This window comes from Chitinophaga chungangae (assembly GCF_017742215.1).
GTDB lineage: Bacteria > Bacteroidota > Bacteroidia > Chitinophagales > Chitinophagaceae > Chitinophaga > Chitinophaga chungangae.
Genome location: NZ_JAGHKP010000004.1, coordinates 713,378 through 727,288, shown reverse-complemented (window position 1 = coordinate 727,288; position 13,911 = coordinate 713,378). Strand labels below are relative to the sequence as shown.

At 52.7% G+C, this 13,911-nt stretch carries 12 protein-coding genes; 6 read left to right on the top strand and 6 right to left on the bottom strand.

What is annotated here, in order from left to right; genetic code table 11:
• The first annotated feature begins 166 nt into the window (after positions 1-166).
• A complete protein-coding gene (locus J7I43_RS22500; protein ID WP_209148125.1) occupies positions 167-454 on the top strand; it encodes a SelT/SelW/SelH family protein in 288 nt (95 codons plus the stop codon).
• Positions 455-458: 4 nt separating this feature from the next.
• Here J7I43_RS22500 and J7I43_RS22495 read toward each other — a convergent pair whose 3' ends face one another.
• Both J7I43_RS22495 and J7I43_RS22490 read right to left on the bottom strand, forming a co-directional pair.
• The gene (locus tag J7I43_RS22495) at positions 459-2,096 is read right to left on the bottom strand and encodes a sodium/sugar symporter (protein ID WP_209148124.1); all 1,638 of its coding nucleotides are present in this window, start codon (positions 2,094-2,096) and stop codon (positions 459-461) included.
• A gap of 110 nt (positions 2,097-2,206) precedes the next feature.
• Positions 2,207-3,097 carry an inositol oxygenase family protein gene (locus tag J7I43_RS22490; RefSeq protein WP_209148123.1) on the bottom strand — a complete coding sequence of 297 codons (891 nt, stop codon included), beginning with the start codon at positions 3,095-3,097 and terminating at the stop codon, positions 2,207-2,209.
• A gap of 155 nt (positions 3,098-3,252) precedes the next feature.
• Here J7I43_RS22490 and J7I43_RS22485 point away from each other — a divergent pair, with 155 nt between their 5' ends.
• The 4 genes from J7I43_RS22485 to J7I43_RS22470 all read left to right on the top strand — a co-directional run bounded on the left by J7I43_RS22485 (position 3,253) and on the right by J7I43_RS22470 (position 6,128).
• Positions 3,253-4,254: a LacI family DNA-binding transcriptional regulator gene (locus J7I43_RS22485; RefSeq protein ID WP_209148122.1), complete on the top strand. Its 1,002-nt coding sequence runs from the start codon at positions 3,253-3,255 to the stop codon at positions 4,252-4,254.
• Between the two features lie 131 nt (positions 4,255-4,385).
• The gene (locus J7I43_RS22480; RefSeq protein ID WP_209148121.1) at positions 4,386-4,823 is read left to right on the top strand and encodes an SRPBCC family protein; all 438 of its coding nucleotides are present in this window, start codon (positions 4,386-4,388) and stop codon (positions 4,821-4,823) included.
• A 49-nt stretch (positions 4,824-4,872) separates the two neighbouring features.
• Positions 4,873-5,382 carry a PPC domain-containing DNA-binding protein gene (locus J7I43_RS22475; RefSeq protein WP_209148120.1) on the top strand — a complete coding sequence of 170 codons (510 nt, stop codon included), beginning with the start codon at positions 4,873-4,875 and terminating at the stop codon, positions 5,380-5,382.
• Between the two features lie 35 nt (positions 5,383-5,417).
• Complete coding sequence (locus J7I43_RS22470; RefSeq protein WP_209148119.1) at positions 5,418-6,128, top strand: hypothetical protein; 711 nt, start codon at positions 5,418-5,420, stop codon at positions 6,126-6,128.
• 30 nt (positions 6,129-6,158) lie between these two features.
• Here J7I43_RS22470 and J7I43_RS22465 read toward each other — a convergent pair whose 3' ends face one another.
• The 4 genes from J7I43_RS22465 to J7I43_RS22450 all read right to left on the bottom strand — a co-directional run bounded on the left by J7I43_RS22465 (position 6,159) and on the right by J7I43_RS22450 (position 12,681).
• A complete protein-coding gene (locus tag J7I43_RS22465) occupies positions 6,159-6,914 on the bottom strand; it encodes a MerR family transcriptional regulator (RefSeq protein WP_209148118.1) in 756 nt (251 codons plus the stop codon).
• 146 nt (positions 6,915-7,060) lie between these two features.
• Positions 7,061-7,942, bottom strand: a complete 882-nt coding sequence (locus J7I43_RS22460; protein WP_209148117.1) for a DUF6528 family protein — start codon at positions 7,940-7,942, stop codon at positions 7,061-7,063.
• Positions 7,943-8,057: 115 nt separating this feature from the next.
• Entirely contained in the window at positions 8,058-9,608 is a 1,551-nt protein-coding gene (locus J7I43_RS22455) for a RagB/SusD family nutrient uptake outer membrane protein (RefSeq protein ID WP_209148116.1), read from the bottom strand.
• Between the two features lie 19 nt (positions 9,609-9,627).
• A complete protein-coding gene (locus J7I43_RS22450; protein ID WP_209148115.1) occupies positions 9,628-12,681 on the bottom strand; it encodes a SusC/RagA family TonB-linked outer membrane protein in 3,054 nt (1,017 codons plus the stop codon).
• 437 nt (positions 12,682-13,118) lie between these two features.
• On the opposite strand from J7I43_RS22450, the gene J7I43_RS22445 reads away from it, so the two are divergent.
• Positions 13,119-13,907, top strand: a complete 789-nt coding sequence (locus J7I43_RS22445; protein WP_209148114.1) for a bifunctional hydroxymethylpyrimidine kinase/phosphomethylpyrimidine kinase — start codon at positions 13,119-13,121, stop codon at positions 13,905-13,907.
• Positions 13,908-13,911: the final 4 nt, after the last annotated feature.

The following is a 13,911-nucleotide window of genomic DNA, read 5'->3' as shown; positions in this document are numbered from 1 at the left end:
GCATGCTCTCCTGTCTTGAGTTAAACAGACAATCAGCAGAATTTCAATTCGGTTTGGGAATCTTATCCGTATTTAAGGTACATAAATAAATGCGGGTTTTAACATTTTTATAACGCTTTTTTATGGAAGGGCAAAAACACGCGGGAAGCGGCGTACATTTACGGATATGAAACCGGGAATTACAATTGCCTATTGCCCTAAATGCGGCTGGCTGCTGCGTGCGGCCTACATGGCGCAGGAATTACTGACCACTTTTGAGGAAGACCTCAGCGGCGTCACGCTCCGCCCTTCGGAAATCGCCGGAAGTTATCAGGTTTCGCTGAACGACCAGATCATTTTCGACCGCAAACGCGACGGTCATTTTCCTGAAATAAAGGAACTGAAACAACGCGTACGCGACCTGGTGAACCCCGGCAAAAGCCTGGGGCACGCAGACCGGAAAAAGGAGGAATAACTGGTTACCAGAACACCGTGTACAACGCCGTCAATACCCCGCAGATGATGACTGACATAACCACAAAAGCCGGCGTTACACGGAACAGCGAGCGATCTATCACGATCGGCGACACTTCCTCCGTTTTTGGCTTCATCAGGCTGACCACGATCATCACCAGCAGGATCAGCCCGAAAGTAATGGACATACGGTCAAGGAAAGGATAATCGGGGAATGCCCCGCCCGTCCAGGCGGGCAGGAATTTTAATACCGTGGAGATCGGGATGGTGAGGCAGGCCCCGATGAATGCCGCGTTTGCGGTGGTGCGTTTCCAGAAAAAACCCATCAGGAAGATCGCCAGTACCCCGGGCGAAATAAAACCTACGTATTCCTGTATGAACTGGTACGCCTGGTCCAGCGTTTTCAACGCCGGCGTTACCAGCGCCGCTATCAGCATGGCCACGATCACGGCGTATCTGCCCACTTTTACCAGCTGTCTTTCGGAAGCGTTTTTATTGAAAAATTTCTGGTAAATATCCAGCGAAAAGATCGTCGAAATACTGTTCGCCTTTCCTGCCAGCGATGCCACGATAGCCGCCGTCAGCGCGGCAAACGCCACGCCTTTCAGTCCCGGCGGCAACAGGTTCATCAGCGTGGGATAAGCATGGTCCGGCTTCACTTTTTCCACGCCTTCCACCACGCCTTTCATTTCTTCCTGGAACATCCCGTTTTTATGCAGCACGAACATCACAATGCCCGGAAGCACAGCTATCACAGGTACCAGCAGCTTCAGGAAGGCGGCGAACAGGATGCCGTTGCGCGCGGTTTTCAGATCGGCCCCCAGCGCGCGCTGCGTGATGTACTGGTTGCATCCCCAATACGCCAGGTTGTTGATCCACATGCCGCCGATCAGCACAGACAGGCCGGGAAGGTCTTTATAATAAGGATTGTTTTTGTCGAATATCATGTGAAAATGCTGCGGCGCTTCTTTTCTCAGCACGCCCAATCCTTTCAGGATATCGCCGTTGTACCCGAAGCGGTCCGCCAGCAGGTCGAGCGCCAGGTAAGTCGTGACCAGCCCGCCCAGGATCAGTACCAGCACCTGCACCACATCGGTATACCCGATCACTTTCATGCCGCCCAGCGTAACGATTATCGAAAACACGCTGAGCCCCGCGATGCACCATTCAAAAGAAATCGGCGAAATGGACGCGATGGCCAGCGCTCCGAGATAAATAATGGAAGTGAGGTTCACGAACACATACACCAGCAGCCAGAACACCGCCATCAGGGTGCTCACCCGGTTGTCGTACCGCTTCGCCAGGAACTGCGGCATGGTGTAGATCTTGTTTTTGAGGTAAAGGGGGATGAACACCACGGCCACGATAATAAGCGTGGCGGCAGCCATCCATTCATAGGTGGAAATGGCGAGGCCCAGTGCAAAACCGGAGCCGGACATGCCGATAAAATGTTCCGCGGAAATATTGGAAGCGATCAGCGAAGCCCCGATCGCCCACCAGGTAAGCGATCCTTCAGCCAGGAAAAAATCTTTGGAATCGGGCGAAGCGGACTTCTTTTTATGATAGACGTAATACCCGTATGCGGCAACGGAAATGAAGTAAATGAAAAAAACAATGTAATCCGCGAGTTGCAGTTTATTCATGTGTGGAAATGGAAAGGTTAGGTTAGTAAAGTGATTTCCCGCAGAGGGGCCTTTCAGCACACAGCACTCTGCGGGAAATTACTGAAGTTGGAGCATACTTTATGGAAGTATCAGAATTTTAAAGTGGAAGGAAGGTATTTCGCCACCAGGTCCTCATAATAAGGCCGCAACTGTTTCCAATCCGGCGGCGTGGGATTTTTGGAATAGAGATCGTAAGGATTAAAAAGTTTCACCCAGCGCAGCATTTCACGGTCATGATCGTCTAGCAGCTGGCTGTACGCACCTTCGCGGTGCCAGGCGTAGAACGAATGGTACCGCAGCATGTAAAGCCCCTGCTCCGGCAGGTGGTCTTTCATCATCTGGTAAACGTATTCGTCGTGGCCCCAGGACATATTCACGTTGCGCAGCCCGCAGCCTTCGCTGTACACGCCGGTGGGCGTCTGGTACTCGGGGTTGTTGTAGTCCGGATTGTTTTTGAAGAACTCGGGGTACACCACCTTATCGGAATATTGCACGCCGACGGGGAACGTATCGCCTACAACGGCCCATTGCGGCTCTCCGAACAGGCAAAGCACCTTGCCCATATCGTGCATCAGCCCTACCAGCACCATCCAGTCGGGGTGACCGTCGCGGCGGATAGCTTCGGAAGTTTGCAGCAGGTGCTGGAACTGGTCGAGGTCGGTATCCGGGTCTGAATCGTCCACCAGCTGGTTCAGGAAGTCGAATGCCTGCCAGACGGGCATTTCCTTTTTGTCAAATTTTAAATAATCGGCCCTTTTCTGCTGAACAAACTCGTAGGTTTGATGCGTGTGATTGAGGCGGTAAAATTCTTTGACGGTGTCTCGCTGGGGGGAATCATAATTCCTGTATTCTTCCGTGGATTTATCGGTGGCGATGCTTTCCGGGTCGGGATAGCGTTCCAGTACGGCGTCTTCCCATTCATCCAGGCTGTTGAGCGGGTTAATCTCCTTAGCGGTAAATGATGAATTTTGTGTAGCCATGGCAAGTATTTTGTAAATTAATTGATTAGTTGAACAGTATAATTTCGGTCATTTTTGAGGATTTTCATATTGTGCCGCGGCTTTATTTACGAATACGGTTTCGTGAAAATGCCGGTATTTAGGGCTAATTTAGTATCGTAAGGACTTACCAACCAATGAAACAGATCAATATCAAGGCGCTGGCACAGGAACTGAACCTTTCCGTTTCGACGATCTCGAAAGCGCTGCGCGACAGCTACGAGATCAGCGAAGAGACCAAACATCGCGTACTGGAGATGGCGGCGAAACTGAATTATACGCCCAATCCTTATGCGAGCAGCCTGCGGGGCAAAAAAAGCAAAAACATCGCCATCGTGATCCCGGAGGTAGCAGACAGCTTTTTTTCGCAGGCCATCAACGGCATCGAAAGCGTGGCGAAAGGAAAGGGTTATCATGTGCTGATCTGCCTTACGCACGAGAATTTCGAGAACGAGCAGGCCATCCTGAAAGAGTTCCAGAGCGGGCGGGTAGACGGGGTGCTGATGTCCGTCTCCAGCGAAACCGCCAGCGGCGGCCATATCCAGGAACTGATCGCCAAGGAGGTGCCGGTCGTTTTTTTTGACAGGGCGCTCGGTGAAGTGCCCGCCACCCGCATTGTGACGGACGATTTCCAGAGCGGGTACAAAGCCACCATGCACCTGATCGGACAGGGCTGCCGCAACATCGCTTTCCTCGGCGTGTCCAGCAAACTGTCCATCAGCAACGACCGCATGGCCGGTTACCGGAAAGCGATGGAAGAAAAAGGGCTTCCTTTCCGGGAAATTTATTGTTCTTCTTCCCCCGAAGAAAATTACACCCTTATCAAAGAAATGCTGCAGCAGCCAGACAGGCCCTGCGGCGTGCTGGCCTCCGTGGAAAAACTCGCCACGCTCGTGTACCAGGTGTGCTCCGATCTGCAGCTCAATATGCCGGCGGACGTAAAACTGGTGTGTTTTTCCAACCTTGGCATCGCCGCCATGCTCTACCCGTCGCTCACCACCGTTACCCAGCCCGCCTTCGAAATGGGCAAAGCCGCCGCGGCCGCGTTGCTGAAACTGCTCGAGAAAAAAAATACCGACCCGGCGGGGCTGAATATGGTGATCCCTTCCGAGCTGATCCTGCGCGGATCTTCCCTGTAAATCGTTGCTACTCTTTGTTGGTTTGAAGCTGACGGCCGCTTTGTCTGAATCCGCCCGCTTAAAAGTCCATTTCACGCCCCCGCGGTTTTTCCCCGGCCAAATACCTTTATAAAAGATTAAAACCTAACGAAATGGCAACATCACATTTTACATTCAAGCTGCAAACGGAAAAAACGCCGGCGCAGGTATTCCGGGCCATCAACCAGGTGCGCGACTGGTGGACGGGTTATTATTCCGAAGAGATCAGCGGCGGCACGGAAAAACTCAACGACGAGTTCAGCTTTCGCGCGGCGGGCGGCGCTCATTACACGAAACAAAAAATAGTGGAAACCATTCCCGGCAAAAAGGTGGTTTGGCTGATCACGCACAGCGAACTGAGCTTTCTTGAAAAAAAAGACGAATGGATCGGCACCAAAGTGATCTTCGACATTTCCACAAAAAGCGGCAAAACGCAACTGGTATTTACCCACGAAGGCCTGACACCGGAAGTTGAATGTTACGATTCCTGTGCGCCCGCATGGTCTGAATACCTGCAGCACAAACTACTGCCGTTGATCGACAGGCAATAAAATTTCTGGCACGGCAAGTGCGCTGCTAAAAAGAACAAAACCGTACGGCATGAAAACGGTCAACATTCTTCTCATCAGCTGCTGCCTGCTGTTCGCAACGCGGGCGGCTGCGCAAAAAAATGCCATGGATACAGCTGTTCGTTACATAAAAGTGCCTGCCGGCTACCTGATGGTATTGCGGCAGGGAGACGATGTGCTGGCGCAAATTGAATCGCTGGCCGTAAAGGAAAATATCCCTTCGGCAAATTTTGCCGGGATGGGCTTTGTGAACGCGCGTTTCGGCTTTTTTAATTTCGAAACGAAAGAATACGAGCCGAAACAGTTCGATAATGTCGAGCTTGCCAGCATGCGCGGATCGATCGCGTGGAAGGAAGGAAAAGTATCCATCCATGCGCATGGCGTGGTGACGGACAGGGAATTTAAAGCCTGGGGCGGGCATATGCTGAACGCCACCGTTGGCACCGGTTCCGTGGAAATCCTCATCACCGTGCACGATAAAAAACTGGAAAGGAAAATGGAAGACCCGCCCGGCGCGAATGTGCTGCAATTGTCGGAATAATGTTGCAAATTTGGGGTAAACATCACCTATACCTCATGGAACAATTCAGGATCAGACAAGACGGATTCCGTGAAATCCAGCAGAGATCGGCCATCAGGCTGCTTTATATTTTCATTCCTTCCATTATAGCCGCAGGTGTGATCGTTCACCTTAGTACAAAAACCGGCGAACCGGACACACTGCCGTATGTATTGCCGTTGCTGGCATTGGTGAGCGGTTACAGCATGTACGCAGGGCTTAAAAAAAATCGCAGGAACATGGAAACCTATTCGCTTACGGTCGGCGATACTTTCATCGTTCGCACACAATCCCCATTGCCCGACCTCAATATTCCCTTCGCAGATATTTCCCGTATCTCAAAGATCAGGAACGGCAATATCGTCATAACCGGGAAACATCGGAATGACATGATCATCGTTTACCGGCAAATCGAATCGTATGACGCGCTGGAACAACGGTTGCAACAAATTTATCCCTTCACGGCGCCACCTGCGTATACCGTTTTTACTTACCTGTTGTTTTCGCTGGTGTTCGCCGCCGCAATGATCTGCTTTTACGCTTTCCGAAATAAGATGGTTACCGCCATTTGCGGCCCGGCACTCGCGGGCGTAATGATCTGGAGCCTGATCGCCGTGCAACGCAATAAAAACCTCGACGCCAAAACCCGGAAAATGGCCTGGTTGGCACTGCTGCCAATAGTATCCATTATTTGTACGACGATTTTGATGTTGACTGACAATGCATAAAAAAATCCCGGCGGGCACCGGGACTTTTTGTTATTCCATATGATCGGCGAAATAATACATCGCCTTTTGCATAAATGCCGCAAAACCCCGGTTGGGCTTGCCTTCCACGGCCGTGTACCTTTCATCGCTGACGTACAGGTCGGCGAGGCCTTTGTATGCTTCCGGCGCCACTTCCGGTTTTCCCCAGAACTGCAGGATGTAACGGTAATGATCTGCGATCAGCTGTTGTACTTCAGCGCTGTGCGGGTCATTGTCCGTCATGGCCATCAGCTGCTGCCAGTTGGCGCCGAAGCCGGTCTTTAATTCTTCAAATGCTTCCGGGCTCATTTTGAGGAGCTGCTGCTCGGAATGTTTCACCTGTCCGGGCCAGCGTTCCATGGCCTCTTTGCGCCAGGCCTGCGCCTGTTCTTTGGAAAGCCCTTTATAAAGATCTTCATGTTTCATGGTCTGTTTGTTTTTGAGGTGATCGATGGTCTTTTCCAACGTTCCCAGCAATGTTTCGATGCGCTTTTTCTTTTGCAGCAGACTTTTTTTATGGTGCTGAAGCGCCTGTACCATATCAAATTCCGGGTCGTCCAGCAGTTCGGCGATGGTCTTCAGCTCAAAGTCCATTTCCTTATAAAAAAGTATCTGCTGGAGCCGCAGCAGCTCTTTTTCGCCGTAAAGCCGGTAACCCGCCTCCGTGCGCACGGAAGGCCGCAACAAACCGATCCTGTCGTAGTGATGCAAGGTGCGCACGCTTACACCAGCCATTCCAGCCAGTTTTTTAACCGCATAATTCGCCATGCCGGGTATTTTTGGATTCAACAGCACAAAGGTAGGGTATGACGTAGGGTAAGGGTCAAGGGTTCGGGGAGATTTTTTTCAAAAAAATTCCCCATCCGCTAAGGATGGGGACAGGCAAACAAAATAACAGTTATTGGTCATGCCCGTTAGTTGGTAAACCAACGTGCTTTATACACATGCATATCCGGGAACGAAAAAATGCGTTCCGGGGCCGAAAATTTAACATGGAACGTCCACCAGCTTTCTTCGGGAATGGTGTAGATGTATTGCCCGGCTTTGATCTGCCCCAGGCTTTTCACATTCTCCGCATCCGGCATTCCTTCGCGTTTGCTGAACTTCCGGTCTTTAATATTAAACACCCACGAGCCGCCGTGCTCGGTAACGAACAGGTGCTCGCCGTCCGGCGCGGGCTGCAGCTCATGGCCGCCGATGCCGGGGATCTTCCATTCGTTCGCCAGTTTCAGCGCATCCTTCGATGCGATCTTGTATTCGCGGAGCACGGAATAACCCAGCGCGAAAAGGCTCTTGCGTTTTGCGTCCCACACCACGCCGTGTGCGGAATACAGGCTGTCTGTATACAACACCTTTTCCGGCCGGGCAATGTCGAACAACATGAGTTTGTTGCCGGCTTTGTTGGTGGAAGCGGCCGCCACTACCCTGTTGTCTGGCAGCAGGGCGATGGAATGCGAATTGGGAACGCTGGCCACGAACTTCACTTTTTTGTCGTCCAGGTTCACGATGGCGATGGCGCCGGAAGACGATGAAACGAGGACCTGTTTGCCGCCGTTGATGGCTTTGCAGTCGTCCATGGTGTTGAACATCTTTGTGCGGTAGTTTTCCGGCAGGTCGGCGGCTTCGTGCGCGTCCCAGCTCCAGATCACGGCGGGAGTGCTGTCTTTGGACTGATTATAGTCCACCAGCAATACTTTGCTGTCTCCGCATACGAGGAATTTTTTGGCGGATTGCGCGTTTACGGCGGTCATAAAGAGTAGCATCCCGCAAAGGCAGTACATGTTTTTGAATCTCATAGTGCTTATTTTATCGGCCTTTGGCCGCTTAAATATAATATCCCCTCCTTCGTTTTCCCGGCTCTTTTACACGAATGGCCGGGCACGATCGTTCATGCCCGGCCATTCTTCGCGGCTAATAACCCGGATTTTTCCCGAGGTTGGGGTTCCTGTCGCGCTGAACGTCAGGGATCGGCCACCAGTAATCTCTTTTCGGATCGAAGGTGCGGGTCATGATGGGTTTGTTGTCCCAGGTGAGGATCGGCCCTTTGTTCACGGTTTCCGCGATCTTCCAGCGGCGGATGTCGGTATAATAAAATCCTTCGAAAGCCAGTTCTATCCTTCTCTCCTGGCGGATAACCGCGCGCATCTGGTCCTGCGTTTTGCCAGCTTCGATCTCCGGCATTTTCGCCCTTCTTCTCACCCTGTTCACGGCTTCGCGCACATTATCGTCCGGCACGGCCAGCACTTCGTTCTGTGCTTCGGCGTACATCAGCAGCACGTCCGCAAAACGGATCACCATGTAGTTGATCTCCGAACGGCCGCCCGTGAGGTTATTCGGATTGGCCTCCTTGTCGTAGATGGTATATTTTTTTGTGCCGTAACCGGTTACCACGAACCTGGAAGGCGTTACCAGCTCACCCTGGAACTGGTCGCCGGGATATACGATGGTGGCGTACATGCGCGGGTCGCGGTTGTCGTACGGTTTGGCGGGATCGTAGTACGGAGACTGCGCCTGCGGCAGGCCGTCTTTCATCTGGTACGCGTATACAATATCCTGCACAGGCGCGTTGGTATTGTATTGGCGGCCGATGAGATCGTAAGAGCTGCCTTGCGTGGGAGCGGTGAACTGCACGTCGAATACGGATTCGATGCTGTTGTCGTTCGCGGGGAGAAACAGGCTGCGGTAGTCGCCGAACAGGTCATAACCGGTGCCGGGCAGGTCCATCACGGCTTTGGCGGCGTCGGCGGCGAGTTTCCATTTGTTTTTGTCGCCGGTGGTGTTGATCAGCGGGCTTGCCTCAAACAGCAGCACACGTGCTTTCAGCGCCAGCGCGGCGCCTTTCGTAGCGCGGCCGATATTGGCGCCGGTGTATTTCAGAGGCAGCACCGCGGCGGCGGCGTCCAGGTCTTTCAATACCTGGGCCACTATTTCCTCGCGTGTGTTCCTCGGCAGGCTGGCCTGCGTAACGGGGTCCGGCTGGTCCAGGATCAGCGGCACGCCGCCATAGTACATTTCAAGCAGGGCATAATACAGCGCGCGCAGGAATGTGGCTTCAGCTTTCATGCGGTCTTTCAGCTTTTCGTCCATAGGCACCCCGCCGATCTTCGCCAGCAGCGTATTACAGCGGCCAATGCCTTCGTAGGCATGCGCCCAGCGGGAAGTAACGATGCCGGAGTTGGAACCGGTCTGCGTACCGGCCGCAATCACGTTCCAGCCGCCGGAGTTGTCGTAATTGTAAGCGTTGGGCGTGGCGGTTTCTTCCCACAACGGCGTAGCGGTGCCGCCAAAGACGCCTTCCGCGCGAAGCATGTTGTAACAGCCCGTCAAGCCCATATTGGCATTGGCTTCCGTTGTCCAGAAGGTGGCTTCCGTGTAGCGGTCGCTCGGCGCGGAATCAAGGATGTCGTTCCCGCAGCTGGCAAACAGCACGCCGGCCATCATAACACAAAATATCTTTTTCATACAGTCGTCAGAATTAGGTTTAGAAAATTACATTGAGGCCGAAGCTGATGGTTTTCAGAAGCGGATAATCGTACAGGGTATCCAGCGTAATGTTCCTTTCAGGGTCGGAATCTTTGTATTCGGAGAACGTAAAGAAGTTCTGCAGGTTGGCGAATAATGTCAGCTTGCTGATGTTCGCTTTAGACAGCACGCTTTCAGGAACGGAATAGTTCAGCTGAACGTTCTGCACGCGCAGGTAATTGCCGCTGCGGAACCAGAAAGTGGAGTTCTGGTAGTTTTCAGAAGCGCCCTGCGGCGTGGTCAGTATCGGCAGTCGCGCGCCGCGGTTACCGGGCTTCCACGAATCGGTGGCCCATTCTTTGGTAAGGCCCGCGCCGTTGTTCACCGGGTAAGCCAGGTTGGCGGTAGGGTAGATCGTGAGGCCTTGTACGCCCTGGAAATAAGTGTTCAGGCTGAAACGTTTGTAACCAAGATTAATACCGAAGCTGTACGTCCATTTCGGGATAGAAGAACCGGTCACGATACGGTCGTCTCCATTGATCACATCGTCGCCGTTCATATTTTTATATTTCAGGTAACCGGGTTTCACGGCGGAGCTTACGGTCGCGCTTTTGTCGATCTCATCCTGCGATTGATAAATGCCGTCTGCCTGCAATACGTAATATGCGTCGATCGGGTAACCTTCTTTTAATATCCTCCTCCCGCTGATCACCGTTTCGCCATTGAGGTCCACCACTTCGTTTTTAACGTAGCTCACGGAGCCCAGCAGCTCGTAGGTGAAATCGCTGATGCGGTTGCGATGGCCGAGGTTCAGCTCGAAACCGGTATTGTCCACCACGCCGATGTTGCGCTGCGGCCCGTTGAGGTTGCCCACCTGCGCGGAAATATTTACCTGGCGCAGGATGTCGGACGTGCGGCGTTTGAACACATCGGCTTCTGCGGTAAGTTTGCCGTTGAAGGCGGATACGTCGAGACCCAGGTTGTAAGTGGCAGTGGTTTCCCAATGAATGGTTGGATCGTTGTAAGATTCAACGGCGGCGCCGGGTTGAATGGTGTTAACAAAAGAATAATCGCCGCCCAGTTCCACTACGTTCTGATAGCTGTACAATGGCACGGCCTGGTTGCCCAGCTTGCCGTAGGAAGCGCGCAGTTTCAGCAGGTCGATGTTTTTCATGTTGAAAAAGTTCTCCTGGTCGATACGCCATCCGGCGGAAATGCCCGGGAAAAAGCCCCAGCGGTTGCCGCGCGCGAAACGGGAAGAGCCGTCGTAGCGGAACACCGCTTCCAGCAAATATTTTTCATTAAAGCTGTAATTCGCCCTTCCGAAATAAGAGGCCAGCCGGTCGGTGGTGATGGCGCCTGTTACCGCAGGGTTCAGCGAACCCGCGTTGATCGCGCTGAGACTGTTGCCGGCAACGTTTTCTATGCTGGCGCTGAAGTTGGACACATCGAAGCTGTTGTAGCTCGTGCCGCCCATTACGGAGAAGTTATGTTTGCCGGCGATGGTTTTGTCCCAGGAAAGGGTCTGGAAAAAGCTCAGGTTCCGGTTGCTGGCACTGTTGTTGTAGGCAACCGTCTGCCCGTAGGTCATTGCCGTAAGCGTCAGCGGCTCGTAGGTGTTCACGCGGTTGTTGAAACGCCTGTCGTAGTTGTCCAGCTTGTCTACGCCGAGGTTTACATTGTATTTGATGTTGAAAGGCAGTTGGTAATCGGCGAACACTTTGGCGAAGAGGCGTTGCGCTTCCGGTTTACGGTAGCCTTCTTTGACGAGTTTCATCGGGTTTTCGATGGCGTTGCGGCCCGGCGTGCGGAACACCACGTTGCCGTAACGGCCGTCTTCCACATACGGCGTAAAGATCGGCAGCACGCGCATCAGCGAGCCGAAGTAAGAGGCCGTGCCGTCTGCCGGTTCTACCGATTTCCGGTAGTTGCCGATGATGTTCCCGCCCACGCGCAGGCGGTCGGTCACTTTGGCGGAAAGGTTCAGGTCGATGGAATACCGCTGCGCCTGGTCGTTGTTGATCAGGATGCCGTTCTGGTCCATGTAGCCGAGCGCAAGGCTATACAGCACTTTTTCGTTGCCGCCGGAAACCTGCACGTGATGCTGCATCAGTTTGCCTTTGTCCATCACCAGGTCGAACCAGTCGATGTTCGGATAGGCGTAAGGGTTATTGGCCATGCCGTCTTTATACTGCTGGATCTGCTGATCGGTATAGTCCACCACGGTTTTTCCTTCGTTGCGCAAAGCCTGGTTTTTCAGCTGCATGTATTCGATGGGGTCCCATACTACATCGGGCATCATGGTAGGACTTTGAATACCGTAAGAAAAATTATAGGTGACTTTGGTTTTGCCTTCCTTGCCCGTTTTGGTGGTCACCAGCACTACGCCGTTGGCCGCACGGGAGCCATAAATGGCCGCGGACGCGTCTTTCAGCACCGTAATGCTTTCAATGTCGTTCGGGTTGATCTCGTTGAAATCATATTCGATACCGTTCACCAGCACCAGCGGGTTGGCATTGTTGGTGGTGCCCACGCCGCGGATGCGGATGGTGGCATTGTCTGCCCCCGGCCTCGATCCCGCCTGGTTCACCCACAGGCCCGACACGCCGTGCAGCGCCTGGCTGGCGTTGGTGATGGGCGTGTTTTCTTTTGTTTTCATATCGAGTACAGACAAAGCCCCGGTGAGGTTCACTTTTTTCTGCGTACCATAACCTACCACCACTACTTCATTTAAACCGGTCTGGCTTTCCTGCATGATAATGTCCACCACTGAACGGCCGGCTACCTGCACTTCCTGGGTGGCATACCCGCTGAAAGTAAATACCAGCACGGCGGAAGCCTCGGAAACGGAGATCTTGTACCGCCCGTCCGCATCGGCGGCAGCGCCCGTGTTAGTGCCTTTCAGGCGAACGGTTGCGCCCGGCAGCGCTTCGCCGGCAGTGGTGGTCACTTTGCCGGATACGCTGGCCTGCTGCGCCATCAATGGCTGAAAACCACCTGCGAATAAGAGAATAAACAACATCAGCATGGGGCTCAGTATCTTTTGCCCGCCTGACTGCCTGATTTTTTTCATACTGTTCATTTTTTTGTCTAAAAACATTCAAGATTTTTTAACCGTGGCCCTGCGTTATTTTTCATTTTTTTAACGCGGGTTTCTTTTGCAGCGGATGTACTGAGTTGGTTTATGTATTGGGTTTGATTTCGGGTGAACGGTACCGGCAAAACGATCCCCTCATGCCGCCTGGCGGCATCTCACAACTCATGTCTGTTTAAGCCACGAACCTGCTACAGCCGGGCGTTTACGCGTATGTCATTTGAAAGATTTGTTGATTAATCCTGGACAATAACAAGCCTGTCTTTTCTCATCAGAAAGATTTTTTTACGGGACCATATATCACTAAAACCTGAAAGGATTCACAAAAGTAGAAAACAAAAAGAAAGGCGCATTTTAGCTTTGTGTTAAGAAATTTTAAACTCCTGCCGGAACGCTTTCCGTCATATTGTATACATTTGAACGCAAGAAAAGACCTTATGGAAAGTCTGAAAGTACTCGCAGTAGGCAGTTTCGCGGTGCATGGCACGGCCAGCCTGAAAGCGATGATCAAAGTGCTCGGCTCGCGGGTATTGCCTGTTCCGAGCGTGGTGCTCAGCGGGTTAACGAATATGAAAAGCGTAACAAAACTGGACGTACCCTTCGAAAAACTGCTCACGGAAGTGTTCGAGCTTTCCGTACATCGCGGCCACCGGCTGATCCTGTACATCGGTTACCTCGGAAAACCGGAGCAGGCTGACATTCTCACGCAACTGATCGGGAAGTACCGGCCGCATATCGAATATATCGTAACCGATCCCGTTTGCGGGGACCATGGCAGGATGTACGTACCGGTGGCGATCGCCGAAAAATGGCCGGCGCTCATCCGCCTGTCGGATATGGTGTTTCCAAACCTTTCAGAAATAAAGATCCTCACCGGGCACGACCCCGCCGCGCAGGGCGACGCCGCGGATTATATCGCGCAGTTCATCCGCCTGTACCCGGACGCAGAGCTGATCGTAACCAGCATGTTGCTGAGCGGGAAAGAAATTGGCATCGAACTGTACGGAGAACATCGTTTTTCGTTTTATCATCCTTATCTTTCAAGGAATTTCGGCGGCACGGGCGATACGTTCCTCGCTTTGTTCCTCCTTCATTATTTCTTCGACAAAAAAACAAAAGAAACGGCGCTCATGGAAGCCGCGCAGCAAACCGCCGCATACATTGCGCAGTCTATCGCGGCGGATGCGGACGAGCTGGTGATGTGACGCT